The following is a 26,751-nucleotide window of genomic DNA, read 5'->3' on the forward strand; positions in this document are numbered from 1 at the left end:
CAGGCCGGGGAGGGGAGGCAGGCAAGGGTCAGGTGTGTTCCTTGCGGATCTGGTCGGCCAGGTGGGTGGGCATGGGGTCGTAGCGGACGAACCGGCGTTGGAACGTGCCGGTGCCGGACGTCATCGAGCGCAGCTCCACCGCGTACCGGACCAGCTCCGTCGCGGGCACCTCGGCGCGGACCAGGGTACGGCCCTCGGTGGACGTGTCCGGCTCGGTGCCGAGCACCCGTCCACGCCGGCCGGACAGGTCACCCATCACCGCGCCGACCGACGCGTCGGGCACCCGGACGGTCACCTCGTCGACCGGCTCCAGCAGGGCCGGCTGGCCCTTCTCGGCCGCGTCCTTCAGGGCCAGCGCCCCGGCCGTCTGGAACGCCGCGTCCGAGGAGTCGACGCTGTGCGCCTTGCCGTCGAACAGCGTCACCCGCAGGTCCACCACCGGGAAGCCGGCCACCAGGCCGCGCTCCATCTGGGCGCGCACGCCCTTCTCGACGGAGGGGATGTAGTTGTGCGGGACGGCGCCGCCGACCACCCGGTCGACGAACTCGAAGCCGGCCCCGCGCGGCAGTGGCTCCACCTCGACGTCGCAGACCGCGTACTGGCCGTGGCCGCCGGACTGCTTGACGTGCCGGCCGTGCCCCTTGGCCCCGACGGTGAACGTCTCCCGCAGCGCCACCCGCACCGGCTCGGTGTCCAGCTCCACGCCGCCGCTGCGCAGCCGCTCCAGCACCACGTCCGCGTGCGCCTCGCCCATGCACCAGAGCACCAGCTGGTGCGTCTCGGCGTTGCGTTCCAGCCGCAGGGTGGGGTCGCCGGCCACCAACCGGGCCAGGTTGCGGGCGAGGGCGTCCTCGTCGGAGCGGCTGCGTGCCACGATCGCCACCGGCAGCAGCGGCTCCGGCATCTCCCACGGCGCGATCAGCAGCGGCTCGTCCTTCGCGGAGATGGTGTCGCCGGTTTCCGCGCTGCCGGACTTGGTGATCGCGCAGATGTCCCCGGCGACGCAGGCGCTGACCTCCCGCAGTGTCGCGCCGAGCGGGGAGTAGAGGTGGCCGACCCGCTCGTCGGCGTCGTGGTCGGGGTGGCCGCGCTCGGCCATGCCGTGCCCGGAGACGTGCACGGTCTGCTCCGGGCGCAGCGTGCCGGAGAAGACCCGGACCAGGGAGACCCGTCCCACGTGCCGGTCGACGGTGGTCTTCACGACCTCGGCGACCAGCGGCCCGTCCGGGTCGCAGGTGAGCGGCGGGCGGGGCGCGCCGTCCACCCCGGTCACCGCGGGCAGGTCGTGCTCCAGCGGCGACGGGAAACCGGCGGTGAGCACCTCCAGCAGGGCGTCGAGCCCCACCCCGGTCTCGGCGCAGACCGGGACCACCGGGTAGAAGTGGCCGCGGGCGACCGCCTTCTCCAGGTCCTCGACGAGGATGTCGGTGCCGATCTCCTCGCCCTCGAGGTACCGGTCCATGAGGGTCTCGTCCTCGCTCTCCGCGATGATGCCCTCGATCAGCTCGTTGCGGGACTCGGCGATCGCCGGCAGGTGCTCCGGGTCCGGCTCGCGCACCTCAGCCGGCAGGCCGCCGGTGTAGTCGAAGACGCGACGTGTGATGAGCCCGAGCAGCCCGACGGTGGAGATGCCGTCGTCACCGAGCATCGGCAGGTACAGCGGGAGCACGTTGTCGCCGAAGACCCGCTGGCAGAGCGCGACCGCCTCGTCGAAGTCCGCGCGGGGGTGGTCGAGCCGGGAGACGGCGACCGCCCGGGGCATGTCCACGGCCGCGCACTCCTCCCACAGCGCGGCGGTGGCGGCGTCCATCCCGTCGACGGAGGAGACGACGAACAGCGCGGCGTCGGCGGCCCGCAGGCCGGCGCGCAGCTCGCCGACGAAGTCCGCGTACCCGGGGGTGTCCAGCAGGTTGACCTTGATCCCGTCGTGCAGGAGCGGCGCGCAGGCGAGGCTCACCGACCGCTGCTGGCGTACGGCGGCCGGATCGTGGTCACAGACGGTGGTGCCGTCGGTGACGCTGCCGGCGCGGCCGATCGTGCCGCTCGCCGTGAGCAGCGCCTCGACCAGCGTCGTCTTGCCCGCACCGGAGTGCCCGACGAGCACCACGTTGCGGACCCTGCCCGGGTCGGTCACCACCGGCAGGCCGCCGGTGATCCCCTTCTCCTGATTCTTCTGCGCCATGGGGCGCACCTCCCTCAGCCGGTGGTTGGTGGCGACCGCCGCGCGCGATGAGGAGCGGCCCGGCGCGGGTGCGCGGCGATATCCTCCGGTGGTCTGCTGCCAAGCGGGAACGGGACGGGCGGACCGGTGAGCTGCCTCACCTTTCCACGGTCGATCAGACACCCGATGCCCGGGCGGCACAAGCCTCTGCCGCGGGTCGCCCGAGGAGCCCGTACCGCGGCCGTGCGGGGGACCGTTATCGTGGGACCGCCATGGCGAAGATCTTCCAAGTGACGGCCCGCGCGGGCATGACCCGTGTCGTCGAGCCGCTCGCGCACCGCCTGCTCCGCGCGGGCGTCACTCCCAACGCGGTCACCGTGACGGGCACCCTCGGGGTGCTCGTCGGTGCGCTCGGCTTCGGCGCCCGCGGCCACCTCGTCGCCGGTGCGTTGATCGTCACGGTCTTCGCACTCACCGACCTGCTCGACGGGACGATGGCCCGGATGAGCGGCGGCTCCACCCGGTTCGGGGCGTTTCTCGACTCGAGCATGGACCGGGTGGCCGACAGCGCCGTCTTCGGCGCCGTGGCCTACTGGCTGGCGACCCAGCACCAGTACTCGGGCGTTGCCGCCGCCCTGCTCTGCCTGGCCGCGGGCGGGCTCGTCTCGTACGTCAAGGCCCGGGCGGAAGGGCTCGGCATGACCTGCAACGTGGGCATCGCCGAGCGCACCGAGCGCCTGCTCATCGTCGGCGTCGGCGGACTGCTCACCGGCCTCGGCGTCGATCCGGCCCTGGAGATCGCGCTCTGGCTGCTGGCGGCCGTGTCGATCTTCACGGTCGGTCAGCGCATGGCCCACGTGTACCGGCAGGCCCGGCAGGTCCCCACCGCCCCGGGCGGGCAGGGGTGAGGCCGGCGGGGGGCCGGCGGCGGTGACCCTCACCGAGCTGGCCTACCTCGCCGGGTGGCGCGCCGTCCGCGCGCTGCCCCGGCCCGTCGCGGCGGCGGCCTTCCGGGCGGGCGCGGACCGCGCACACCGCCGGGGCGGCGGGGGTACGGCCCGACTCCGCGCCAACCTGCGCCGCGTGGTCGGCCCCGACGTGCCCGAGCCCGAGCTGGACGCGCTGGTCCGGGCCGGCCTGCGTTCGTACGCCCGGTACTGGCTGGAGGCGTTCCGCCTGCCTTCGCTCAGCCGGGCCGAGATCCTTGCCGGGTTCCGCCTCGACCGCGAGGAGGTGCTCGCCGCCGACGTGGCGGCCGGCCGTGGCGCGGTCGTGGCCCTGCCGCACGCCGGCAACTGGGACGCGGCGGGCGCCTGGGTCGCGGCGATGGGCTGGCCGATCGCCACGGTCGCCGAGCGGCTCAAGCCCGAGGGCGTCTACCAGCGCTTCCTCGCCTTCCGGCGGAACCTGGGCATGGAGATCCTGCCCACCCAGGGCGGGGAGCGGCCGGCCTTCGACGTCCTGGCCGACCGGGTCCGCGCCGGCTTCGTCGTCCCGTTGCTCGCCGACCGGGATCTCTCGGCGCGCGGCGTCGAGGTGGACTTCTTCGGTTCCCGCACCCGGATGCCCCCCGGCCCCGCGCTGCTGGCGCTCCGTACCGGCGCACCCCTGTACGTCGCCTCGATGTGGTACGAGCCGGACGCCGCGTGCGCCACGATCGAGGGACCACTGGCCGTGCCGGGGCCTGAGGAGGGCCCGCTGGACCAGCGGGTCCGGACACTGGCGCAGCGGATCGCCGACGGTCTGGCGGCGGGCATCGCCCGGCATCCGGAAGACTGGCACATGTTGCAGCGGATGTGGCTGGACCAGCAGGCCACACCGAACGGCGCGGCGCAGCCCTCGCCGGCCACCGGACAGGTCTGAGGGAAAGGGCGCCAACGTGCGGATCGGCATCGTGTGCCCGTACTCCTTCGACGTGCCGGGCGGCGTGCAGAACCACGTGATGGACCTGGCCGAGGCGTTGATCGGGCTGAGGCACGAGGTGAGCGTCCTGGCCCCCGCCGACGAGGACTCGCCGCTGCCGCCGTACGTGGTGCCGGCCGGCCGGGCGGTCCCCCTGCCGTACAACGGCTCGGTGGCCCGGATCGCCTTCGGCCCGGTCTCGACGGCCCGGGTTCGCCGGTGGATCACCCGCGGCGAGTTCGACGTGCTGCACGTGCACGAGCCGCTGACGCTGAGCCTGTCGATGCTCGCCGTGCTCTCCGCCCGCGGGCCGGTGGTGGCCACCTTCCACACGGCGATGACCCGCTCGCGGGTGCTCGCCGCCGCGCAGGGCGTGCTCCAGATCGTGCTGGAACGCATCACCGCCCGGATCGCGGTCAGCGCACTGGCCCGCAAGGTGCAGGTCGAGCACATGGACGGCGGGGCGGTGGAGATCCCGAACGGGGTGGCCGTCGCGAAGTTCACCGGCGTCGAGCCGCTGCCGGGCTGGCCCGGGGAGTGCGAACCGGGCCGGGGCGGGTCGATCGGTTTCCTCGGCCGGTTCACCGAGGCGCGCAAGGGCTTCCCGGTGCTGCGCGACGCGTTCGTGCGGCTCGCGCCCGAGCGGCCCGGGCTGCGGCTGCTGGTCGCCGGCCCGGGTGACCCGGACGACCTGTTCGACCGGTTCCCGACCGAACTGCGGGATCGGGTCACCTTCCTCGGGCTGGTCTCCGAGGCGGACAAGGCGCGCATGCTGCGCAGCGTCCACCTCTACGTGGCGCCGAACACCGGCGGCGAGTCGTTCGGCATGATCCTCACCGAGGCGCTCGCCGCCGGGGCCACCGTCGTCGCCAGCGACCTCGACGCGTTCCGGCGGGTGCTCGACGGCGGCCGGGCGGGCCGGCTGTTCCGCACCGGCGACCCCGTGGCGCTGCGGGACGCGCTCGTCGAGCTGCTCGACGACGCGGACGCCCGGGCCGGGTTGACCGCCTGCGGCGACCAGGTGGTGGCGAATTTCGACTGGCCCGTGGTTGCCCGCCGGGTTCTGGAGGTATACGCAGCCGCGATCGAGGCCACCGACGGTCGGGTCATCGACCAGGAGTGGGCGGGCCTGGGCTGACCGGCGGCCGGTGGTGCGGGACGGCCCGGCGGCCGGCCCGGCCGGGGCCGGCGGAGACGGAACGGAGCAGCACTACGATGCCGGGCATGTGGTGGGTGGTGGGCGCGACGCTTGTCGTCGCGCTGCTGGCGGCGTACCTGGTGTGGACCGCCGGCCGGGTCGAGCGCCTGCAGGCCCGGGCGGAGCTGGCGGCCCGCGCGCTCGACGCCCACCTGCTGCGCCGCGCGGCGGCCGCCGCGGTGCTGGCCGAGCGCCGCTACGGCGTCGAGCTGTACGCGGCGGCGCGGATCGCGCTTGACGCCCGCCCGGACGAGCGTGAGGCCGCCGAGAACGACCTCACCCGGCAGCTGCGCTCGGTGCAGCTCGATCCGGGCGATCCGGACGCTGAGGCGGTCGTCGCCGCGAGCCGGCGACTGGCCCTGGCCCGGCAGGTGCACACCGACCTGGTGCGGGATGCCCGGACGGCGCGGGGTCGACCGCTGGTACGCGTGTTGCGGATGGGGCGGCGCCGCCCCTGGCCGCGCTACTTCGACATCGACGACCCGACGTTGAGCGCCCCCGCCGACGTGCCGGCCGGCTGACCGCCCCCCGGTGACGTGGGCCACAGAGCAGGCCACCGTGGGTCTGATTGGCTGTCGGAGCCGCGTTGAGCCCGTCGTAGCATTTCCGCAGCCACCCCCCGAGCACGTCTCTAGGAGCGATGAACCGTGCCCGAAACCACCTCCCGGAACACCGCGGCCACCCCCGTCACCGGCACCGCCCGCGTCAAGCGGGGCATGGCCGAGATGCTCAAGGGTGGCGTGATCATGGACGTGGTCACCGCCGAGCAGGCCAAGATCGCCGAGGACGCCGGCGCCGTCGCCGTGATGGCGCTGGAACGGGTGCCCGCCGACATCCGCGCCCAGGGCGGTGTGTCCCGGATGAGCGACCCGGACATGATCGACGGGATCATCAACGCGGTCTCCATCCCGGTCATGGCCAAGGCCCGGATCGGCCACTTCGTCGAGGCGCGGATCCTGCAGTCCCTCGGCGTGGACTACGTCGACGAGTCCGAGGTGTTGACCCCCGCGGACTACGAGAACCACATCGACAAGTGGGCCTTCACCGTCCCCTTCGTCTGCGGCGCCACCAACCTCGGCGAGGCGCTGCGCCGGATCAACGAGGGCGCTGCCATGATCCGGTCGAAGGGCGAGGCCGGCACCGGTGACGTCTCCAACGCCACCACCCACATGCGCCGGATCCGCACCGAGATCCGCCGGCTGCAGTCGCTGCCGGCCGACGAGCTGTACGTGGCCGCGAAGGAGCTGCAGGCCCCGTACGAGCTGGTCAAGGAGGTCGCCGAGACCGGCAAGCTCCCGGTGGTGCTGTTCACCGCCGGTGGGATCGCGACCCCGGCCGACGCCGCGATGATGATGCAGCTCGGCGCCGAGGGCGTGTTCGTCGGCTCGGGCATCTTCAAGTCCGGCAACCCGGCGCAGCGGGCCGCCGCGATCGTCAAGGCGACCACGTTCCACGACGACCCGGACGTGCTGGCCAAGGTGTCCCGCGGCCTCGGCGAGGCCATGGTCGGCATCAACGTCGACGAGATCCCGCAGCCGCACCGCCTGGCCGAGCGCGGCTGGTGAGGTGAAAGGAAGGGCCCCTTGTTAACGCCTCCGGTAGAGCAGGGGCCCCTTCTTAACACTCCGGAAGGAGCGAACGTGACCGCACTGGTGATCGGCGTACTCGCCCTTCAGGGCGACGTCCGCGAGCACACCGCGGCGCTGGCCGCGGCCGGCGCGGACGTCCGGCCGGTACGCCGCCGCGAGGAACTGGACGCGGTCGACGGTCTGGTCGTGCCCGGCGGGGAGTCGACCACGATCAGCAAGCTTGTCGACATCTTCGAGCTGCGCGAGCCGATCGACAAGCGCATCGCCGGCGGCATGCCCGTCTACGGCTCGTGCGCCGGCATGATCATGCTGGCCGGTGAGGTCCTCGACGGCCGGCCCGACCAGCGCGGCTTCGCCGGCATCGACATGACCGTCCGGCGCAACGCGTTCGGCCGGCAGGTCGACTCGTTCGAGGCGCCGGTGGACGTGACCGGCGTGGACGGCGGCCCGTTCCACGCGGTCTTCATCCGCGCGCCGTGGGTCGAGCGGGTCGGTGCCGGGGTGGAGGTGCTGGGCACGGTGACCGAGGGCCCGGCGGCCGGTCGGATCGTCGCGGTCCGGCAGGGCAACCTGCTGGCCACCTCGTTCCACCCCGAGCTGACCGGCGACCGGCGCCTGCACGCGTACTTCGTGAACCTCGTCCGCACCGCGCGCTGACCCGCCCGACCCGCGCGCCGGCGCTTGTTGATCAAGAGGTTTGCGGTGCCGGCAAGCTTCTCCCGCCCCGCAAACCTCTTGATCGACCCGAGTGGGTGATCGACCGGGCGGGTGGGCGGGGGCTCAGCCTGCGACGGCGCGCAGGCGGCCGGGTACGCGGCCCAGGAGCCTGTCCAGCCGGGCGGCCGTGGCCGGGTCCGCCGGCAAGTGGGTGATCAACCACTGGTCGCCCGTGTCGCCGACCGTCAGGGTCTCGTAAGCCAGCCGTAGCGGCCCGACGTGTGGGTGGCGCAGCTCGCGTACCCCATGGTGCGCCGCCGGCACCGGACGCCGCCGCCACCGGTCGGCGAACGGCGCGCCCACGGTCCGGACCAGCCGGTCGGCGAACTCGTCGGTCGCCGGGTCGCCCTGGCGCAACCGGTGCAGCTCGGCGACCTGGCGGTCGGCCGTCCCGGCCCAGTCGGCGAACGCCGCCCGGGCCCGTTCGTCGGTGAAGACGTACCAGGTCAGGTTGGGGCGGGAGCCGTCGAGCAGACCCAGCGGTCGGGCGACCCGGTCGAAGGTGTCGTTCCACGCCAGGACGTCGCCGAGCCGGTTGGCCACGTGCGCCGGCGCGTCGCGGAGGGCGTCGAGCAGCGCGCGGACGGACGGCCGAACCGTACGCGTGAGCGCGGTCCTCCCGCGCGGGCAGAGCTGCCTGCTGTGGTGGGCGGCCGCGAGCTGGCGGAGGTGTTCGCGGTCGGCGTCGTCCAACCGCAGCGCGTCGGCGAGGGCGGCGAGGATCTCCGGCGAGGGTCGAATGTCGCGGCCCTGCTCCAGCCGGGTCAGGTATTCGACGCTCACCTGGGCCAGCGTGGCCAGCTCGGCCCGGCGCAGCCCCGGTGTCCGGCGTCGGGGCCCCGCCGGCAGCCCCACCCGCTCGGGCGGGAGCGCCTCCCGCCGGCTGCGCAGGAACGCGCCGAGCTCTCCGTCCATCACCGGCCCAGTCTGACACCGGACATCCGACGAAGGGTGTCCCTGCCGGGGCCACCCTCACGACGGCCTCCCCACCCACCCGGTCCGGCGCGAGGCTCAGACCATGCAGAACACACAGACCTCCGGGCCGGTCCGGATCGGCGTGATCGTGGGCAGCACCCGACCGGGCCGGCGCAGCACCGCCGTCGCCGGCTGGGCGACCCAGGTCGCGTCCCGGCATCCGGCCGTTCGCGACGGCGCGGGCGCCGTCGAGCTGGTGGACCTGGCCGAGCAGCACCTGCCCCTGCTCGACGAGCCGGTGCCGGCCCTGTTCGGCGACTATCGCAATCCGCACACCCGGCGGTGGGCGGCCGTCGTCGACGCGTACGACGCCTTCCTGTTCGTCACCCCCGACTACAACCGGTCGATCCCGGCGGTGCTCAAGAATGCCGTCGACTACCTGTACGCCGAGTGGAACGACAAGGTCGCCGGGTTGCTGACGTACGGCGTGCAGGGGGGCACCCGGGCCGGCGACCACCTGCAGTCCGTTCTCGGCGAGGTGCGGGTGACCGTCGTCCCCACGCGGGTGTCACTGGGGCTGTTCACCGACTTCGACTTCTCCGCCGCCCCGCCGGGCGACCCCACCCACCAGGCCCGGCTCGCCCCGGGTGACGAGCGGGAGCAGGCGCTGACGACGATGCTGACCGAGATCGTGACCTGGGCGACCGCGCTGCGGACCGCCGAGGTGGCCGCCGACCGCCGTCCCGAGCCGGTGGGGTGACGCGGTGGAGACGATCGTGATCCAGTACCGGGTCCGTCCCGATCAGGTCACCACGCACCTGGCCCTCCTGCGGGCCGTCTACGCGGAGCTGGCCCGGTCCCGGCCGGCGGGGCTGCGCTTCGTGACGCTGCAACTGGACGACGGGTGCAGCTTCGTCGACATCGCCCTGGCGCCGGAGCTGCCCGGCCCGTTGCCGCGGCTCGAGTCGTTCCGCCGGTACCGCGCCGGGCTCGAGGACCGCTGTCTGGAACGGAGCACCTCCGGATTCACCGAGGTCGGATCGTACGGCTTTGGGGAATGAGTGCCCGGCCCGTCCCGTTGTGCCTGTTCAGGCCGCTCGGGACGGGCCGGTGCCGTGCGGCGCTGACGCTCGCTCACCGGTCACCGGTAGGATTGCCGAGATTCGGCAGGGCCATCTGCCCGCCACGGCTTCCACCAGAGCTGACCGGCACTCTCCGCGTGCGCCGGCGGGAGCGGAGGCGAGTGCGGTGCGGTCGAAGCAGACGGCGGGTAGCAACGGAGGTAACTGATGTCCGGCCACTCAAAGTGGGCGACGACCAAGCACAAGAAGGCGGTCATCGACGCCAAGCGCGGCAAGATGTTCGCGAAGCTGATCAAGAACGTCGAGGTGGCGGCGCGCACCGGTGGCGGTGACCCGGCCGGCAACCCGACGCTCTACGACGCCATCCAGAAGGCCAAGAAGAACTCCGTCCCCAACGACAACATCGACCGGGCCGTCAAGCGCGGCTCCGGCCTGGAGGCCGGTGGCGCCGACTACCAGACGATCATGTACGAGGGGTACGGCCCGAACGGCGTCGCCCTGCTGATCGAGTGCCTCACCGACAACCGCAACCGTGCCGCCACTGAGGTGCGCACCGCGCTGACCCGCAACGGCGGTTCGTTCGCCGACGCCGGCTCCGTGTCGTACCTGTTCTCCCGCAAGGGCGTGGTGATCGTCCCCAAGACCGGCACCACCGAGGACGACGTGATGATGGCCGTCCTGGACGCGGGCGCCGAGGAGGTCAACGACCTCGGCGAGGCGTTCGAGGTGGTCTCCGAGCCGGGCGACCTGATCGCCGTCCGCACCGCGTTGCAGGACGCCGGCATCGAGTACGAGTCGGCGGAGTCCTCGCTGGTCCCGAGCGTCAACGTGCCGCTGGACGAGGAGGGCGCCCGGAAGGTCTTCAAGCTGATCGACGTCCTGGAGGACTGCGACGACGTGCAGAACGTCTACGCGAACTTCGACGTCAGCGACGAGATCATGGCTGCCGTCGGCTGAGTCGCCGCCGGGTATCTGGTCGGTTCCCCGTTGATGCTCATGGCGGGGAACCGGCTACTGCCGCTTGGCCTTCCTCCGGCGGCGCCGGTTTCGATGCTGGTTGCGCGGCAGGCGTGGCGTCCGGACACCACCGGCCGGGCGTGGCCTTCGCCTACCGCTGATCCACGCGATCCGGAAGAACATCCACGACAGACAGCCCGCGAACGCGGCGATGGCGTGGACGCCCAGCCGACCGACCGTCATCCCCAGGTGCGGAACCCATCCGCGCTCGGCACCCATGCCGCTGACCACGGCTGGCCCGGTCGAGCCCGGCCCTTCTCCGACCGGGACGCGCAGGCTGACCGATTCGATCCGTACGGTGCCGTCGTCACTGGTGAAGGGTCCATGACAGGTCCAGTTGCCCTTGCTCTCACTGCCGGCATCGCAGGCGACGATCTCGATGCTGCCAGGCGTAGCGGTGACGAAGGCGGCACCGGCGTAGTCCCACGTGCGGCGGATCTCCCACAGGTTCCACCAGGTGGTGACGAGGAGCAGGGCAACGGTGGCGACCAGGCCGCACCAGCCCGCCCATGATCTGTTCGTCAGCCTGGTCAGCAGTTGTCGCCACATCGCCGCTCATCGTAGAAACGCCGTCAACCAGTCGTTCGACGTCAGCGACCGGATCCGGCTGGCCGCCCAGACGGCTACACTGCGTCGATGGACAGGACGCCCGTACCGTGGGTCGGCCGTGCCGGCACCCTGATCGCCGTCGTCGGAGCCGGCATCCTGCTGCTGCATCTCGCCACCAAGGCGCTCGACGCGGAACTTCGGCTGACCGGTGCGCTGTTGCTGGTCGGCGGCGTGCTGCTGCGCGCGGTGTACGCGGCGTGGGGGAGTGGGGGAGCGTCGTCGAGCTCCCGGCCGGTCCGCTGACCGTAGGCCACGTGCCGACTCGGCCGGCCGAGATCGGCGGGCCGGATCGGCGTGGTCCGGGCCGGCGGGTGAACGCCCCGCCGGGACCGGGCGGTCCTCAGCCGACCGTCTCCCGGGACCGCCAGGCGGCCCGGATCGAGGTGCGTCCGTTGGTACGCAGCAGCGAGCCCTCGTAGATCCGGGCCCCGGCGATCAGGAACGCGGCCGCGGCGACCAGCAGCAGGACCAGCGAGACAAGCGGTTCCCAGCCGGCCGCGTCCCCGGTGAACAGCCGCAGCGGCATCGCGGTCGGCGCGGAGAACGGCAGGTAGGACAGCACCCGCATGGCGGTGTCGTTGTCGTTGAGGAAGATCACCGCGAAGAACGGCAGCATCACCGCGAGCTGCACCGGCGTGGACACCCCGGCGATGTCCTCCTGCCGGTTGACCAGCGCACCGGCCGCCGCCCACATGGCCGCGACCAGAACGAAGCCCAGCAGGAAGAACGGCAGGAACCAGCCGATCGCCGGCCCCAGCAGCGTGAGCAGCCCGCCGCTGTCGGCGAACCGCATGCCGACCACGGCGACCAGGGCGATCAGCGCGATCTGCCCGAGCGCCAGCACGGTCCCGGCGACCAGCTTGCCGGCCAGCAGCGCCCGGACCGGCACCGCGGCCACCAGGATCTCCACCACCCGGGTCTGCTTCTCCTCCACCACGGACTGGGCGATCTGCACGCCGAAGGTCTGCGAGGTGACGAAGAAGACGAAGGCGAAGGCGAACGGCACCAGGAAGGCCACCACCGGGTCGACGGCGTCCGGGTCGAGCAGGCGGACCTCGGGTCGGGTGCTCAGCGCCGCCACCACGTCGTCCGGCGCCTCGTTCAGGGCCAGCACCGCCGGCCCGGCGACCACGGCGGCGTCCACGTCGCCCTCGCGGACCGCCTGCTCGGCGGCCCGGTCGTCGGGGACGGTCCGCACCTCCAGGCCGGCGTCGCGCAGCGGCCCGGCCGCCGCCTCGGTCACCGCGACGCTGGCCGGGCCACCGGACAGCAGCGGCGGCAGTACGGTCGCCGCCGCGGCGATGAGCAGGAAGAACAGGGTGCCGAACAGGAACGTACGGTCGCGCAGCTTGACCCGGATCTCGCGGGCGGCGACCAGGCGGGTGGCCTGCGTGGTGTTCACTGTGCGACCTCTCGGAAGATCTCGGTGAGGGAGGGGGTGACCGGACGGAACGCGCGGACCGGGCCGCGGGCCAGCGCCGCGTGCAGCACCGGCTGTTCGTCCGCGCCGGGCGCCAGGTCGAACACGGCGCGGGCGCCGTCCAGGTCGACCATGGTCACCCCGGGCTGGTCACGCAGCCAGCCGGCATCCGTCTCCACCGTCAGCTCGTAGCGGGGCGAGGTGTACGTCGCACGTAGCTGCTCGCGGCTGCCGGCGGCCCGGATCACGCCGTCGGAGATGATCACCAGGTCGTCGCAGAGCCGCTCGACGACGTCGAGCTGGTGGCTGGAGAAGAGCACCGGTACGCCGGCGGCGGCCCGCTCGCGCAGCACGGCCACCACCGTGTCGACGGCCAGCGGGTCGAGGCCGGAGAACGGCTCGTCGAGCACCAGCACCTCGGGGTCGTGCACCAGCGCGGCGGCGATCTGGGCGCGCTGCTGGTTGCCCAGCGACAGCGTCTCCAGTTGGTCGTTCCCGCGTTCGGCGAGCCCGACCCGCTCCAGCAGCGCATCGGTGGCGCGCCGGGCCGCCGCCGCGGTCATCGCGTGCAGCTGGCCCAGGTACGCGACCTGCTCCCGGACGGTCATCTTCGGGTAGAGGCCGCGCTCCTCCGGCATGTACCCGAACCGCCGGCGGACCCCGCGGGTCAGCGGCCTGCCCTGCCAGCTCACCTGGCCGGCGTCGGCGGCGAGCACACCGAGGATGATCCGCATCGTGGTGGTCTTGCCCGCGCCGTTGCCGCCCACGAACCCGGTCATCCGCCCGGCCGGCACGTCGAAGGACACGTTCTGGAGCACCCGTCGATCACCGAAACTGCGGTCGACACCGTCGAGTCTGAGTAGATCGGTCACAAGATCACGCTAGATCCGCGCCGGGCGGTCGACGTCCGTCCGGCGGTGGAACGGAGGGGTCCTCCTGCGGGCGGAGGTGATCACCCCCCGGGCCGTACCACCCCGTGCTCGTACGCGAAGACCACCGCCTGCACCCGGTCGCGCAGGCCGAGTTTGGCCAGCACCCGGCTGACGTGCGTCTTCACCGTCGCCTCGCCGAGGTGCAGGTCGGCGGCGATCTCGGCGTTGCTGGCTCCCCGCGCCACCAGGGCCAGCACCTCCCGCTCCCGGGGGGTGAGTTCGCGCAGCGTCGCCTCGGGGGACCCGCCGCCGGTGGTCGCGCCGCCGGGGCGGGTGAAGGTGGCGATCACCCGCCGGGTGAGTTCCGGGGCGAGCAGCGCGTCGCCCCGGGCCAGCACGCGGATCGCCTCGACCAGCGCCTCCGGGGTGCCGTTCTTCAGCAGGAAGCCGCTGGCTCCGGCGCGCAGCGCGGCGAACAGGTAGTCGTCCCGGTCGAAGGTGGTGAGGATCAGCACCGCCGGCCCGCCCTGGTCGGCGGCGATCCGCCGGGTCGCCTCCAGCCCGTCGACGCCCGGCATCTCCACGTCCATCAGCACCACGTCGGGGCGCAGCGCCCGGGTCATGCCGACCGCCCGCTCGCCGTCGGCGGCCTCACCGACCACCTCGATGTCGTCCTCCACCTCGAGGATGACCCGGAAGCCGGTGCGGACCAGGTGCTGGTCGTCGGCGAGCAGCACCCGGATCGGCGCGCCCGCCGCGGCGTCGGCGCTCACGCCGGGCGCTCCGCGGTCAAGGGCAGCGGGAAGCGGGCGCGGACCCGCCAGCCGCCGCCGGTCCGCGGGCCCACCTCCAGCGAGCCGCCGTGGGTGGCGACCCGCTCGCGCATGCCGATCAGTCCCATCCCGCCGGTGTTCACCGGGCCGGCGGCCCGTCCGTCGTCGGTCACGTCGACCTCCACGTCGTGTGCCAGGTAGCGGATCCGTACGTCGAGCACGGTCGCTCCGGTGGCGTGCTTGAGTACGTTCGTCACGGCCTCCTGCGCCACCCGGTACGCCGCCTGGGACAGCGACTCGGGCAGGGGCGCCGGATCCCCGTACACCCCGAGGGTGGCCCGCAGGCCGGCCTCGCGGGCCCGGTCGACCAGGGCGGCGATCTGGTCGACGCCGGCGGGGCCGGCCGGGCCCGGGCCGCCGGGGTCGGCGTCGCCGGCACGCAGCACGCCGAGCATCCGGCGCAGCTCGTCGACCGCCGTGCGGGCGGTCTCCTCGATCGCGCTCAGCGCCGTGCGCGCCTTGGCCGGGTCCTTGTCGAAGACGCGCCGGGCGGCGGCCGCCTGCACGCCCATCACCGACACGTGGTGGGCGACGACGTCGTGCAGTTCCCGGGCGATGCGTACCCGTTCGCCGATCACCGCGTGCTCGCGTACCTCGGCCTGGGACCGGCGTAGCTGCTCGGCCTGCGTCCGGAGGTCGTGCTGCCGGCTGGCGGCCAGCCAGGCGATCTCCCCGAAGAAGTACGCGAACCCGAAGTACAGGCCGTTGACGAGCACCCCGCTGACCATCGCGGCGAGCACCGGGGGCACCGGCCCGACCGCCCGGGCGAAGGCGTCCGGCGGGATGCTGCCGATGGTCGTGGCGTAGTAGACCCCGAGCCAGACGAACATGGTGGCGATGACGCCGATCCGCAGCCGGCGGGACAGCCTGCGGTCGCGGCCCCAGGCGCCGAGGGTGTAGAGGGCCGCGAACAGCGCCCACCCGGACAGCTGCGTCTCCGGGGCGGAGCGCGCCTGCGCCGCGATGAACGCCGCCGAGATGACCACCGTGACGGTGGCGGGGAAGCGCCGCCGCCAGATCAGCGGCAGGACCACCGCGATGGTCCAGAAGACCTGCTCCGGCCCGGACGGTGGCGGCCCGAGCAGGAACGCCCCGGTGCTGCGGGCCAGGGTGAGGCTGAACAGCGCGAGCACCGTGGCGGCCAGCCCGGCGTAGACGTCGAAGCGCTGCTGCTCCGGGGTGGGCCCCGGCCGCCGCCACTCGGCGAGGATCTCGCTGGTCATCCTGCTGAGGATGTCATCCCGCCGACCAGCGGTGGCAGCGGGCAGTGCAGCAGCCCGCAGATCGTGCGGAGCAGTTCGATCTCCGGCACCGTCATCGTCCCGTCGTGGCTGATCACCGCGACCGTGGCCGCCACCAGCCGCTGCTTGTCCTCCGGCCGCAGTCCGTCGAGCACCGGCCAGGCGGTCTCCAGGGCCAGCACGCCGTTCTCCGGCGGCGCGTACGGCAGGGTGGCGCCGGGCCGCAGCGCGTCGACGCCGGACTGGAAGGCCCGTTCGGCGGCGCTCCGATCGGAGTGCCCCACCTGGGCGAGGACGGACAGCAGGTAGGCGGCCGCCGAGCGGGCGTCGGTGAGCCGGCGCCGGTCGGTGCGCCAGCGGGAGTCCGGCCGCAGCGACTCCTCCAGCTCGGCCAGGAGCAGGCGGGACAGGCAGTACTCCCACACGTCGATCGCGTCGTCGGCGTGGATCAGCGTGAACACGGCCGCCAGCAGCGATTCCAGCTCCGCGGGTGGGCGGTCGCGCAGGGCGGGGAAGGCCAGCTCGGCCAGCGGCAGCCGCAGCATCGGGTGCAGCGCGGCCAGCGCCTCGGCCTCGCGCAGGGCCGCGTCGGCCAGGTCCGGGCCGTGTCGTTGGGCGACGGCGGCGTGCTGCTGTCGCCGCACCGGCGGTTCGCCGCTGAGCAGCAGGCCGAACAGCAGCGGTACGGCCGTGTCCCGGCCGCGGGCGCGATCGAGCAGCGGGTCCGGGATCCGGTCGAGGAGGGCCGCGGCGTGGGTGTAGTCGGTCCCGGTCGGCGCGGCCACCCGGCCCAGCACCTCGTCCGGCGCGACCCGGATCCGGGTGCCCGCCACCGGTAGCGGCGCCGGCGACCCACCGTCCTGGGCGGGCCCGGTCGGCGGGGGTGCCTCGGCTGCCGCGCGTCCGACCAGACCGAGGGCGGCGTCCTCCTGCCGGCCCGACGGCGGCTCCGCTGCCCAGCGCTGGGACAGCCGGCGCAGCTCGCCCGGGTCGAACGAGGGTTCCAGCGCGCGGATCCGGTCGACCAGCGGGGGATGGGTGGCGAACCAGGACGCCCGTACGGCCTCGCCGAAGAGCATGTGCCCGACCTCGTCGCGCTTGGGTGCCTTCAGCTCGGAGCCCTCGGTCAGCCCGCCGATCTTCTTGAGCGCGCCGGCGATGCCCCGGGTCTGCCGGGTGTACTGCACCGCCGAGGCGTCGGCCAGGTACTCCCGCTGCCGGGACACCGAGGCCTGGATGAGCCGCCCGGCGAGCACGCCGACGTAGCCGGCGGCCAGCATGGCGATCCCGACCAGCGGCAGCGGGTTCGCCCCGCCACCGCCACCGCCGCCGCCCCGGTTGCGGCCGCCGCTGAGGACACCGGCGCGCAGCAGGCCACGGCCGATCACGGCCAGGAACAGGATGCCGAACAGCAGGCCCATGAGCCGGATGTTGAGCCGCATGTCGCCGTTGACGACGTGGCTGAACTCGTGCGCGATCACGCCCTGGAGCTCATCGCGGTTGAGCCGGCGCAGCGCTCCCCGGGTGACGGCCACGGCGGCGTCGGACGGGCTCCAGCCGGCGGCGAAGGCGTTGATGGCGTCCTCGTCCGGCAGGACGTACACCTCCGGCACCGGCACCCCGGAGGCCAGCGCCATCTCCTCCACCACGTTGCGCAGCCGGCGCAGCTCCGGGTCGGTGGTGTCCGACGGCACCGGCACGCCACCCAGTTCGCGGGCCACCTTGCCGCCCCCGCCGCGCAGCGCCAGCGTCCGGACCAGGGCGGCCAGCCCGATCGCGGCGACGGTGCCGAGGGTGACCACGGCGACCAGCCCGATGAGGTCCCCGGTGCGCCCGGCGGTGGCGTTGAACGCCAGCACGGCGGCCACGTCGACCACCGCCACGATGCCGACCACGGCGAGGACGAAAAGCAGCACCAGCCGGACCGACAGGCGCCGTACCTGGCGCTGGCGCTCGAAGAAGTTCATCGTCAGAAGGAGACCTGTGGGGCCTGGCGTTGCTGGGGGTCGTCGGGCTGGAACAGCTCGGCCGGCCCGAACGAGAACATCCCCGCCACCACGCTGGAGGGGAAGACCTCGCGCTTGTTGTTGTACGCCATCACCGCGTCGTTGTACGCCTGCCGGGCGAAGGCCACCCGGTTCTCCGTCGACGTCAGCTCCTCCGACAGCTGCATCATGTTCTGGTTGGCCTTCAGGTCCGGGTACGCCTCGGAGAGCGCGAACAGCCGGCCGAGGGTGGCGGTGAGCGTGTTCTCCGCGCCGCTGAGCTGCCGCATGGCGGTCGGGTCGCCGGGCGTCGCCGCGGCGGCGGCCTGCGCGTTCACGGCGGCGGTCCGGGCAGCGGTCACCGCCTCCAGGGTCTCCCGCTCGTGCTTGAGGTATCCCTTGGCCACCTCGACCAGATTCGGAATCAGGTCGTGACGGCGAATCAGCTGCACGTCGATCTGGGCGAACGCGTTGCGGTAGGCGTTGCGGGCGCGCACCAACCCGTTGTAGACGGAGACGCCGTAGCCGCCCACCGCCACGACGATCAGGGCGAGACACACCAGTCCGATGATCAGTTCCACGGCCGCTCCCTCGGGTCGCGTCGGCCTGTCTGCTGATCATCGTACGGTCGCCGGTGCCGGTCCTGCCCGCTTCGGCCCGACGGTGCGGCGTGCGGCCGGCCCGGCACCGGTGCGGTGCCGGGCCGGCGCGGCGCCGGGTCAGCGGCGGGCGCGGTACGCCTTGACGACGCTGTCGACGGTGTCCCAGAGCACGATCAGGATGGTGCTGACCACCACGACGGCGGCGACCGTGTCCAGGTTGCGGCCCTCGCCGAGCCAGTCGAAGCGGGCCACGAGGTCGGGGTTGAGCAGCCGGTCGGTCGACATCAGCCAGATCACCGGCACCGCGAACGCCAGGTTGAGCAGCCCGTTCACCGCGACCAGCGGCCAGGTCCACCGGCCGGCCCGGTACTTGGCGATCTCCAGGCCGACGGTGGCGACCAGCACGGCGATCAGGGAGGGCAGCCAGAAGCTCCACAGCGCCGGGTCGAGGATCGGCAGGTTCCCCTCGCCGTCGGCGGGGACGAACGACCGGAAGTGCTGCAGCGGCAGGTAGGCGATGAAGAGGGCCAGGAAGCCGATCGCGGCGGCGGTGTCGGTCAGCGTGATCTGCCGGTCGACCGGGCCCTCCGGCAACTGGTCGACGTTCCAGGCGGGCAGGTCGAGCGGGGTGTTGGTCCGCTCCAGCACCGCGAAGACAAGCGTGACCCAGAACGCGATCTGGACGGCCACCGTGAGGGCGGTGGAGATCCCTTCGCCGACGGCGCCGCCGACGTTCTCGCCGTCGGTCGCCGCCAGCAGGCCGACGATGACGCCCACGGTGGCCGGCACGAAGCTGAGCAGCAGCTTCAGCAGGCGCTCCCAGGCCAGGTAGTAGGTGGGGCCGATGAGCTGCAGGCGGCGGTCGGCGTAGCGGGCGGCGAGCTGCGCCGGGTCGCCCAGCTCGGTGAGGACCGCCCGCTCGGCGGTGGCGGCGTCCTCCCCGGCGGCGGACCGGCCGTCGATCATGTCCTCGATCGAGGCGCGCAGCTCGGTGGCGATCTCCGCGCGGCGGGCGGCGGGCACCGAGCGCAGGGTCGCGGCGACGTAGCGGTCGGTCAGGGTGGTCATCGGTCGGCTCCTTCGAGCAGGGCGGTCATGGAGGTCCGGACGGCGGCGAGGTCGGCGAGGAGCCGGTCGAGCACGGCCTCGCCGTCGGGGCTGGTCCGGTAGAACTTGCGCGGCCGGCTCTCCTCGGTGTTCCACTCGCTGGTCAGCAGCCCCTGGTCCTCGAGGCGGCGCAGCAGCGGGTAGAGGGTGTTGGCGTCGACGGGGAAGCCGTGCTCGGTCAGGCGTTGCAGCAGCGCGTAGCCGTAGTCGGGGCGGCGCAGCGCGATGAGGCTCGCCACCACGACCGTGCCCCGGCGCAGCTCCTGCAGGTGGGTCCGGAGGATCTCTTCGCTGGCCATGTGTCACACGATACTGTGCGCCACACACTATTGTCCATCGCCGTGTTGTTGTGCGCCACGGCACACCTGTGTCTGAGCATGCTCGCGGGGCGCCCGGAGCACCGGGCGCCCCGCCAGCCGGTGAATCAGCAGGCGCCGCCCTGCCGGAAGGCCCGTTCGACGTGGTCGGCCCGGCCGGCGGCGTAGTAGCCGACACCAGACCGGATCGGGTGGCCGGTGTAGAGCTCCACCCGGTCGCCGAACCGGACGAGGTACGCCGACGCGTCCCCGACGTCGTTGCGGATCATCGACCCGCGCCGGCCGTAGATGACCTCCAGCTCCTCGAAGGACATCCCGACGGACGCGCCGGCCGGCGAGCGCGGCGGCACGGTGGCGGTGCCCACCTCGACCAGCCGGCCGTGCCGGAACACCAGCAGGATCGCCCCCGCCCACTCCCCGGTGACGCCGGCGTGGACCACGCCGTCGCACGGCTCGACCACCCAGTCGATGAGACCGGCGGCGGACAGCCGGGACAGGCGCGCCCCGACGCGGAACGGTCCGGCGCCCCGGACGCTGAGGATCTCGACGCCGTCGGAGCCGACGGCGGCGCCGGCGGTGACCGTGTCGGCCGCGGCGGTGGCGAACGGCCGGGCGGAGGCCGGGGCGGCGTGCAACGCCGGCAGGACGGGGGCCAGCGCCAGTAGGCCGGCGAGGAAAATGGACGGAAGACGGTTCATGGCGGTGCTCCTGTCGGTGGTCGGGTCTCCTTGTCCTGTTGGTCTCCGCCGCGGCGACATCGGTTCGTCGGGTTCCCGACCGGTCGCCGGCCGCGTCGACGGGGATCCCGCCGGCCGGTCCCTGCGTCTACCGTCGACGGTGGGGGTGACGCCGTGGGCACTCCGGGTCGGATCGGCGCGTACCGGATCGAGCGGCTGCTCGGCACGGGTTCCTTCGCGACCGTCTGGCTCGGTCACGACGCCGTCCTGGACTCCCGGGTCGCGATCAAGGTGCTGGCCGAGAACTGGAGCCACGACCTGCGGGTCCGGGAACGATTCCTGGACGAGGCCCGGCTGCTGCGGCGGCTCGACCACCCGCGGCTGGTGCGGGTGCACGGCGTGGGGGAGTTGCCCGACGGTCGGCCGTACGCCGTGCTGGCCTGGGCGGACGGCGGGAGCCTCCGGGACCGGCTGGCCCGGGGCCCGCTGCCGGTCCCCGCCGCCGTGACGCTGCTCGCGGAGATCGCCGACGGTGTGGCGGTCCTGCACCGGCACGGCGTGGTGCACCGGGACCTGACGCCCGGCAACGTCCTGTTCACCTCCGGTCCGGACGGCGAACGCGTGCTCATCGCCGACCTGGGACTGGCCAAGGCCCTCGCCGCCGCGTCCGGGCTCACCGCTCGGGCGGGGACGCCCGGCTACATGGCCCCCGAGCAGGACGACCCGGTGGGCGTCGTGGACACCCGCGCGGACGTGTACGGCCTGGGCCGGCTCGGCGTACGCCTGCTGGCCGACCCCGGCGAGGCGACGGCCGGGCGCCCGACGCGAGGCCCGGAGCTGCCCGGACCGGCCACCGGGGGCTCCGGCCGGGCCGGGGGCGGCCCGCGGTTGCGGGTGGGCGTTCCGGCGGGGGTGCCGGCGGTGCTGCGCCGGGCCACCGCCCGCCGGCCGGACGACCGCTATCCGGACGCGGCCGCCTTCGGTGCCGCCCTCCGGCGCGCCGCCACGGCCTCCCCGGCCAGCGCGCCCCGGTCGACGGCCGCCGGGGCGCGGACCGCCCGCCGGCTGCGGTTGGCGCTGGCCGGCCTGCTCGCGTTCGCCCCGCTGGCGGTGACCGCCGGTGACGCCGGTACGCCACGCGAGCGCCGCGGCGGCAGCGGGCCGCTCACCGTCGCGTTGCCGCCCGGCTGGGGGGCCACGGGTACCGGCTGGGCGGGACAGTACGACGCAGACGGTGACCTCGAACCGGCGCTTGTCGTCTCGCCGGACCCCGACCGGTGGGCCGTCGATCCCACCGTGCCGGGCGCGTTCGTCGGCCTCTCCGCCAGCACCGCCCGGCGGACCGGCCCGGCGGGTTTCCTCGCCGAGCGTCCGCACGCCGACTGTGCCGCCGAGCCCGTCCGGCGTACCCGTCAGGGCGGTGTGGACTGGATCGTGGCGGCGTACGCCTGCCCGGCCGGACGACCGGTGATCGTCGAGGCGGCCGGGCTCGCCCCGGTCGGGCTGCTCTACGCGCAGGTCGTGCCGCCCGCCGGGGGCCACGCCGCGTTCGTGGACGCCCTGCTCGCCGGGGTGCGGACGGGCCCGCCCGCCTAGACCACCACAACGGTGACCCGGTGGTCCGTGCCGTTCTGCGGGATCGTCACCACCACCGTGCCGGCCCGGACGAACCGGATGTCCACCACTCCGGCCTCGTAGCTGCCCGACACGAGGTCCTCCCGGTCCACGCTGACCTCGCCGGGCCCGATGCCGATGAGGCGCAGCACCCCGCCGGTGGCGAAGCAGAGCGACCGCAGCAGCGCCAGCTCGGTCTCGGCGAGCACCACGTCGTACCGCACCGGGCCGAGGCATGCGTCCGGCGGCCGGCTCGGCGACGGCGACGGAGTGCCGCGGGTCGGTCGCGGCGAGGTCGGCGCCGCCGCCGGCACGCGCACCGTCGGCGCGACCGTCGCCGGGGTGGTCGCGGTCGACGGTGGCGGGGTGGTGACCGGGGCCGGCACGGCCGGGGTGGTCGGGACCGGTGCCCGGACCGGCAGCGGGGCGACCGGGCCGCCGTCGCCGCACGCCGTGAGCGGGGCGACCAGGGCCGGTGCGAGCACCAGAGCCAGCAGACGGCGACCCGGCAGGGCGCGGCCGGCGGTGATGCGGCGCCCCGCGCGGCCGGCGGTTCCGGCCGGCCGTCCCGGCGGGAGCGGACCGTCAGCCATCGGACAACCGCTGCCGCACCTGCTGGCGGGCCTCGTGCAGGCGGGACTTGACGGTGCCCTCGGGCAGACCGAGCGCCGCGGCGATCTCGCGGTAGCTCAGGCCGAGGACGTCACGCAGCGTGATCGCCTCGGCGAGGTCGGGGCGTACCGAGTCGAGCGCGTCGAGCAGATCCAGCCGGGTGCCGGCCACCACGCTGGTCCGTCGGGGATCGGGCGGTTCCGGTAGCGGCGCGCCGGCCGCCTCCACCAGCCACCGGCGGCGCAGCACCCGGTACGTCGAGCGGGAGCGGTTGGCGGCGAGCCGGTACAGCCAGGTGTGGAACGACGACCGGCCCTCGAACCGGCCGATCCCGCCGGCCACCGCGAGCAGCGTGTCCTGGCACGCCTCCTCGGCGTCCTCCCGGTTCGGCAGCAGGCGGCCGCAGAGCCGCAGCACCTCCGGGCGGACGGCCGCCAGCAGCGCGTCGACCGCGCCCGGGTCGCCGCGCGCGGCCGCTGTGGCCAGGTCCTCGATACCGTCCGCGAGGGGCATGACGCCGTCCCCGTTCCCGCCGGTGTGCCGTGCCGTCCAGGCTACGTGCGCGACCGGCCGGCGCGCCGGTCCAGTCCGCCAGCCGACTCCCGCAACCGCCAGGGAGATCCGCGCCACCCGGCCGTGATCCGTCCGCGCGGCTCGCTGGAGGACCGTCGTCGGGCGGGGATAGGGTGAGCCGTCCGACCTTCTCGCCACGACGTAGCCGACCCGGGGGGCCCACGCATGGGCGATTCGTTCGCGCATCTGCACGTGCACACGGAGTACTCGATGCTCGACGGGGCGGCCCGGCTCAAGGACCTCTTCGCCGAGGTCGACCGCCAGGGGATGCCGGCGGTGGCGATGACCGACCACGGCAACATGCACGGCGCGAACGACTTCTACAAGCAGGCGACGGCGGCCGGCGTGAAGCCCATCCTGGGCATCGAGGCGTACGTGGCCCCGGAGTCGCGGTTCCACAAGCAGCGGGTGCGGTGGGGCCGGCCGGAGCAGAAGAGCGACGACGTCTCCGGCAGCGGCGGCTACACCCACATGACCATCTGGGCGCGCGACAAGGTCGGCCTGCACAACCTGTTCAAGCTCACCAGCCGGTCGTACACCGAGGGGTTCTTCGTCAAGTGGCCCCGGATGGACGCGGAACTGCTCGCCGAGCACGCCGAGGGGTTGATGGCGACCACCGGCTGCCCGTCCGGCGAGGTGCAGACCCGGCTGCGGCTGGGCCAGTACGACGAGGCGCTGAAGGCCGCCGCCAAGTACCAGGACATCTTCGGCAAGGAGAACTACTTCCTGGAGATCATGGACCACGGCATCAGCATCGAGCGCCGGGTCCGCCAGGAGTTGATGGAGATCTCCCGCAAGCTGGACATCCCGCCGGTGGTCACCAACGACTCGCACTACACGCACGAGGCGCAGTCCGAGGCGCACGACGTGCTGCTCTGCGTGCAGACCGCGGCGAACGTCGCCGACCCCAACCGGTTCAAATTCGATGGCAGCGGCTACTACATCAAGTCCGCCGAGGAGATGCGCGGCGTCGACTCCTCCGACCTGTGGTTGGAGGGCTGCCGCAACACGCTGCTGGTCGCCGAGAAGGTCGACCCGACCGGCATGTTCGAGTTCCACAACCTGATGCCGCGTTTCCCGGTGCCGGAGGGGGAGACCGAGGAGTCCTGGTTCCGCAAGGAGACGTTCAAGGGGCTGGCCCGCCGCTTCCCGGACGGGATCCCGGACACCCACGTCACGCAGGCCGAGTACGAGCTCGGCGTCATCATCCAGATGGGTTTCCCGTCGTACTTCCTCGTGGTCGCCGACTTCATCCAGTGGGCGAAGAGCCAGGGCATCGCGGTCGGTCCGGGCCGTGGCTCGGCGGCCGGCTCGTTGGTCGCGTACGCCCTGGGCATCACCGACCTGGACCCGTTGCCGCACGGTCTGATCTTCGAGCGGTTCCTCAACCCGGAGCGGGTGTCCATGCCGGACGTCGACATCGACTTCGACGAGCGGCGGCGCGGTGAGGTCATCAAGTACGTCACCGAGAAGTGGGGCGAGGACAAGGTCGCGCAGATCGCGACCTTCGGCACGATCAAGGCGAAGGCCGCGATCAAGGACTCGGCCCGGGTGCTCGGCTATCCGTACGCGGTCGGCGACCGCATCACCAAGGCGATGCCGCCGGCGGTGATGGGCAAGGACATCCCGCTGACCGGAATCTTCGACCCGAAGCACCCCCGCTACGCGGAGGCGGGCGAGATCCGGGGCCTCTACGAGTCGGACCCGGACGTCAAGAAGGTGATCGACACCGCGCGCGGCATCGAGGGGCTGATCCGGCAGACCGGCGTGCACGCGGCGGGCGTCATCATGTCCGCCGAGCCGATCATCGAGCACATCCCACTGATGCGCCGGGACGCCGACGGGGCGATCATCACGCAGTTCGACTACCCGACCTGCGAGTCGCTCGGGCTGCTGAAGATGGACTTCCTCGGCCTGCGCAACCTGACCATCATCGACGACGCCCTGAAGAACATCGAGAGCAACCACGGGCGCATGGTCGACCTGCTCAAGCTGCCGCTGGACGACAAGCCGACGTACGAGCTGCTGGCCCGTGGCGACACTCTCGGCGTGTTCCAGCTGGACGGCGGGCCGATGCGCTCGCTGCTGCGGCTGATGAAGCCGGACAACTTCGAGGACATCTCCGCGGTCCTGGCGCTCTACCGGCCGGGCCCGATGGGCGCCAACTCGCACACCAACTACGCGCTGCGCAAGAACGGGCTCCAGGAGATCACACCGATCCACCCGGAGCTGGCCGAGCCGCTCGAGGAGATCCTCGGCCCCACCTACGGCCTGATCGTCTACCAGGAGCAGGTGCAGCGCGCCGCGCAGAAGCTGGCCGGGTACTCGCTCGGTCAGGCCGACCTGCTGCGCCGGGCGATGGGCAAGAAGAAGAAGGAGGTCCTCGACAAGGAGTTCGTGCCGTTCCGCGACGGCATGCGCGCCAACGGCTACTCCGACGAGGCCATCAAGACGCTGTGGGACATCCTGGTCCCGTTCGCCGACTACGCGTTCAACAAGGCGCACACCGCCGGGTACGGCCTGGTGTCGTACTGGACCGGCTACCTCAAGGCGAACTACCCGGCCGAGTACATGGCCGCGCTGCTCACGTCGGTGGGCGACGACAAGGACAAGATGGCGCTCTACCTCTCGGAGTGCCGCCGGATGGGCATCCAGGTGCTGCCGCCGGACGTGAACACCTCGGCCGGTCCGTTCACCCCGGTCGGCAGGGACATCCGTTTCGGTCTCGCCGCGATCCGCAACGTCGGGGCGAACGTGGTCAGCTCGATCATGCGGTGCCGCGAGGAGAAGGGCGCGTACCACGACTTCTACGACTTCCTGTCCAAGGTGGACGCGGTGGTCTGCAACAAGAAGACGATCGAATCGCTGATCAAGGCGGGCGCGTTCGACTCGCTCGGCCACCCGCGCAAGGGCCTGCTCGCGGTGCACGCCGACGCGATCGACGCGTTCGCCGACGTCAAGCGCAAGGAGGCCGTCGGGCAGTACGACCTGTTCGGCGCCGGGTTCGGTGACACCGACACGGGGGCGAGCACCACCGTGATGCCGGTGATCGCCGAGGGGGAGTGGGACAAGCGCGACAAGCTCGCCTTCGAACGCGAGATGCTCGGCCTGTACGTCTCCGACCACCCGCTGTTCGGGCTGGAGCACATCCTGAACGCGGCGGCGGACACCACGATCGCGGCGCTCGCCGAGGACGGCGCCGTGCCCGACGGCGCCGTGGTCACCCTGGCCGGCATCCTCTCCGGTGTGCAGCGCCGGGTCACCAAGCAGGGCCGGGCCTGGGCGTCGGCCACTCTCGAGGACCTGGCCGGCGGCGTGGAGACGCTGTTCTTCCCCAACACGTACGAGGTGATCGGGCAGTACATCGCCGAGGACGCGATCGTGGTGGTCAAGGGGCGGGTGGACCGCCGCGACGACACCCCGCGGATCATGGCGATGGACATGTCGATGCCGGACATCAGCAGCAGCGCGGCCAACAAGCCGGTAACGCTCACCATTCCGGTCACCCGCTGCACCCCGCCGCTCGTGGAGCGGCTGAAGGAGACGCTGGTGCTGCACCCCGGCGACGCGGAGGTGCACGTCAAGCTGCTCAACGGCAGCAAGGTGACCCGGCTGCGGCTCGGCCCGTTCCGGGTGGCGCCCACCACCGCCCTGATGGCCGACCTGAAGAGTGTCCTCGGTCCGGCGAACGTGAGCTGACCCGGCGTG

General features: G+C 73.1%; 26 protein-coding genes. 12 read left to right on the forward strand and 14 right to left on the reverse strand.

Going from position 1 to position 26,751, the window contains the following annotated elements:
* Window positions 1-28: 28 nt before the first annotated feature.
* Window positions 29-2,182, reverse strand: a complete 2,154-nt coding sequence (locus ABTW87_RS24055) for an elongation factor G-like protein EF-G2 (RefSeq protein WP_350653217.1) — start codon at window positions 2,180-2,182, stop codon at window positions 29-31.
* Between the two features lie 251 nt (window positions 2,183-2,433).
* Between ABTW87_RS24055 and pgsA the strand changes: the two genes are divergently transcribed.
* The 6 genes from pgsA (at window position 2,434) to pdxT (ending at window position 7,507) form a co-directional block, all read left to right on the forward strand.
* Window positions 2,434-3,069, forward strand: a complete 636-nt coding sequence (gene pgsA / locus ABTW87_RS24060) for a phosphatidylinositol phosphate synthase (protein ID WP_350653218.1) — start codon at window positions 2,434-2,436, stop codon at window positions 3,067-3,069.
* 22 nt (window positions 3,070-3,091) lie between these two features.
* Window positions 3,092-4,024, forward strand: coding sequence for a phosphatidylinositol mannoside acyltransferase (locus ABTW87_RS24065; protein WP_350653219.1), 933 nt, complete (start codon window positions 3,092-3,094; stop codon window positions 4,022-4,024).
* A gap of 16 nt (window positions 4,025-4,040) precedes the next feature.
* Window positions 4,041-5,201, forward strand: a complete 1,161-nt coding sequence (locus ABTW87_RS24070; protein WP_350653220.1) for a glycosyltransferase family 4 protein — start codon at window positions 4,041-4,043, stop codon at window positions 5,199-5,201.
* 86 nt (window positions 5,202-5,287) lie between these two features.
* Window positions 5,288-5,782 (forward strand): hypothetical protein, encoded by a 495-nt coding sequence (locus ABTW87_RS24075; protein WP_350653221.1) that lies wholly within the window; start codon window positions 5,288-5,290, stop codon window positions 5,780-5,782.
* Window positions 5,783-5,908: 126 nt separating this feature from the next.
* Entirely contained in the window at window positions 5,909-6,826 is a 918-nt protein-coding gene (gene pdxS, locus ABTW87_RS24080; RefSeq protein WP_350653222.1) for a pyridoxal 5'-phosphate synthase lyase subunit PdxS, read from the forward strand.
* A gap of 75 nt (window positions 6,827-6,901) precedes the next feature.
* A complete protein-coding gene (pdxT, locus tag ABTW87_RS24085) occupies window positions 6,902-7,507 on the forward strand; it encodes a pyridoxal 5'-phosphate synthase glutaminase subunit PdxT (protein WP_350653223.1) in 606 nt (201 codons plus the stop codon).
* Window positions 7,508-7,630: 123 nt separating this feature from the next.
* On the opposite strand, the gene ABTW87_RS24090 is transcribed toward pdxT, so the two are convergent.
* Window positions 7,631-8,482: a helix-turn-helix transcriptional regulator gene (locus tag ABTW87_RS24090; protein WP_350653275.1), complete on the reverse strand. Its 852-nt coding sequence runs from the start codon at window positions 8,480-8,482 to the stop codon at window positions 7,631-7,633.
* Between the two features lie 103 nt (window positions 8,483-8,585).
* Here ABTW87_RS24090 and ABTW87_RS24095 point away from each other — a divergent pair, with 103 nt between their 5' ends.
* The 3 genes from ABTW87_RS24095 to ABTW87_RS24105 all read left to right on the forward strand — a co-directional run bounded on the left by ABTW87_RS24095 (window position 8,586) and on the right by ABTW87_RS24105 (window position 10,521).
* Complete coding sequence (locus ABTW87_RS24095; protein WP_350653224.1) at window positions 8,586-9,242, forward strand: NADPH-dependent FMN reductase; 657 nt, start codon at window positions 8,586-8,588, stop codon at window positions 9,240-9,242.
* A 4-nt stretch (window positions 9,243-9,246) separates the two neighbouring features.
* Complete coding sequence (locus tag ABTW87_RS24100) at window positions 9,247-9,543, forward strand: hypothetical protein (RefSeq protein WP_350653225.1); 297 nt, start codon at window positions 9,247-9,249, stop codon at window positions 9,541-9,543.
* 228 nt (window positions 9,544-9,771) lie between these two features.
* Window positions 9,772-10,521: a YebC/PmpR family DNA-binding transcriptional regulator gene (locus tag ABTW87_RS24105; protein WP_350653226.1), complete on the forward strand. Its 750-nt coding sequence runs from the start codon at window positions 9,772-9,774 to the stop codon at window positions 10,519-10,521.
* A gap of 54 nt (window positions 10,522-10,575) precedes the next feature.
* Here ABTW87_RS24105 and ABTW87_RS24110 read toward each other — a convergent pair whose 3' ends face one another.
* Window positions 10,576-11,130 carry a hypothetical protein gene (locus tag ABTW87_RS24110; RefSeq protein ID WP_350653227.1) on the reverse strand — a complete coding sequence of 185 codons (555 nt, stop codon included), beginning with the start codon at window positions 11,128-11,130 and terminating at the stop codon, window positions 10,576-10,578.
* 87 nt (window positions 11,131-11,217) lie between these two features.
* On the opposite strand from ABTW87_RS24110, the gene ABTW87_RS24115 reads away from it, so the two are divergent.
* On the forward strand, window positions 11,218-11,433 hold the full coding sequence (locus tag ABTW87_RS24115) for a hypothetical protein (RefSeq protein ID WP_350653228.1): 216 nt from the start codon (window positions 11,218-11,220) through the stop codon (window positions 11,431-11,433).
* Between the two features lie 97 nt (window positions 11,434-11,530).
* Here ABTW87_RS24115 and ABTW87_RS24120 read toward each other — a convergent pair whose 3' ends face one another.
* From ABTW87_RS24120 to ABTW87_RS24160, 9 genes are all read right to left on the reverse strand, one after another.
* A complete protein-coding gene (locus ABTW87_RS24120) occupies window positions 11,531-12,592 on the reverse strand; it encodes an ABC transporter permease (RefSeq protein ID WP_350653229.1) in 1,062 nt (353 codons plus the stop codon).
* A complete protein-coding gene (locus ABTW87_RS24125) occupies window positions 12,589-13,482 on the reverse strand; it encodes an ABC transporter ATP-binding protein (RefSeq protein WP_350653230.1) in 894 nt (297 codons plus the stop codon). The genes ABTW87_RS24120 and ABTW87_RS24125 overlap by 4 nt, the downstream gene beginning before the upstream one ends.
* 80 nt (window positions 13,483-13,562) lie before the next feature.
* Window positions 13,563-14,255 (reverse strand): response regulator, encoded by a 693-nt coding sequence (locus ABTW87_RS24130; RefSeq protein WP_350653231.1) that lies wholly within the window; start codon window positions 14,253-14,255, stop codon window positions 13,563-13,565.
* Window positions 14,252-15,538 carry a sensor histidine kinase gene (locus tag ABTW87_RS24135; protein WP_350653232.1) on the reverse strand — a complete coding sequence of 429 codons (1,287 nt, stop codon included), beginning with the start codon at window positions 15,536-15,538 and terminating at the stop codon, window positions 14,252-14,254. Before ABTW87_RS24135 ends, ABTW87_RS24130 begins: the two co-directional genes overlap by 4 nt.
* The gene (locus tag ABTW87_RS24140; RefSeq protein WP_350653233.1) at window positions 15,535-17,523 is read right to left on the reverse strand and encodes a M48 family metallopeptidase; all 1,989 of its coding nucleotides are present in this window, start codon (window positions 17,521-17,523) and stop codon (window positions 15,535-15,537) included. Before ABTW87_RS24140 ends, ABTW87_RS24135 begins: the two co-directional genes overlap by 4 nt.
* Before the next feature lie 2 nt (window positions 17,524-17,525).
* Window positions 17,526-18,122, reverse strand: coding sequence for a LemA family protein (locus ABTW87_RS24145; RefSeq protein WP_350653234.1), 597 nt, complete (start codon window positions 18,120-18,122; stop codon window positions 17,526-17,528).
* A 138-nt stretch (window positions 18,123-18,260) separates the two neighbouring features.
* Window positions 18,261-19,211, reverse strand: coding sequence for a permease prefix domain 1-containing protein (locus ABTW87_RS24150; RefSeq protein WP_350653235.1), 951 nt, complete (start codon window positions 19,209-19,211; stop codon window positions 18,261-18,263).
* Entirely contained in the window at window positions 19,208-19,549 is a 342-nt protein-coding gene (locus ABTW87_RS24155; protein ID WP_350653236.1) for a PadR family transcriptional regulator, read from the reverse strand. Before ABTW87_RS24155 ends, ABTW87_RS24150 begins: the two co-directional genes overlap by 4 nt.
* 125 nt (window positions 19,550-19,674) lie before the next feature.
* The gene (locus ABTW87_RS24160) at window positions 19,675-20,265 is read right to left on the reverse strand and encodes a hypothetical protein (RefSeq protein WP_350653237.1); all 591 of its coding nucleotides are present in this window, start codon (window positions 20,263-20,265) and stop codon (window positions 19,675-19,677) included.
* A 153-nt stretch (window positions 20,266-20,418) separates the two neighbouring features.
* Between ABTW87_RS24160 and ABTW87_RS24165 the strand changes: the two genes are divergently transcribed.
* Window positions 20,419-21,840 (forward strand): serine/threonine-protein kinase, encoded by a 1,422-nt coding sequence (locus tag ABTW87_RS24165; protein ID WP_350653238.1) that lies wholly within the window; start codon window positions 20,419-20,421, stop codon window positions 21,838-21,840.
* Here ABTW87_RS24165 and ABTW87_RS24170 read toward each other — a convergent pair.
* Together ABTW87_RS24170 and ABTW87_RS24175 are read right to left on the reverse strand one after the other, a co-directional pair.
* The gene (locus ABTW87_RS24170) at window positions 21,837-22,451 is read right to left on the reverse strand and encodes a hypothetical protein (RefSeq protein WP_350653239.1); all 615 of its coding nucleotides are present in this window, start codon (window positions 22,449-22,451) and stop codon (window positions 21,837-21,839) included. The genes ABTW87_RS24165 and ABTW87_RS24170 overlap by 4 nt on opposite strands.
* Window positions 22,444-22,983: an RNA polymerase sigma factor gene (locus ABTW87_RS24175; protein WP_350653240.1), complete on the reverse strand. Its 540-nt coding sequence runs from the start codon at window positions 22,981-22,983 to the stop codon at window positions 22,444-22,446. Before ABTW87_RS24175 ends, ABTW87_RS24170 begins: the two co-directional genes overlap by 8 nt.
* A 225-nt stretch (window positions 22,984-23,208) precedes the next feature.
* On the opposite strand from ABTW87_RS24175, the gene dnaE reads away from it, so the two are divergent.
* Window positions 23,209-26,742 carry a DNA polymerase III subunit alpha gene (gene dnaE, locus ABTW87_RS24180; protein WP_350653241.1) on the forward strand — a complete coding sequence of 1,178 codons (3,534 nt, stop codon included), beginning with the start codon at window positions 23,209-23,211 and terminating at the stop codon, window positions 26,740-26,742.
* The last annotated feature ends 9 nt before the right edge of the window (window positions 26,743-26,751 follow it).

It is taken from the genome of Micromonospora sp. NPDC126480, assembly GCF_040302465.1.
Lineage (GTDB): Bacteria > Actinomycetota > Actinomycetes > Mycobacteriales > Micromonosporaceae > Micromonospora.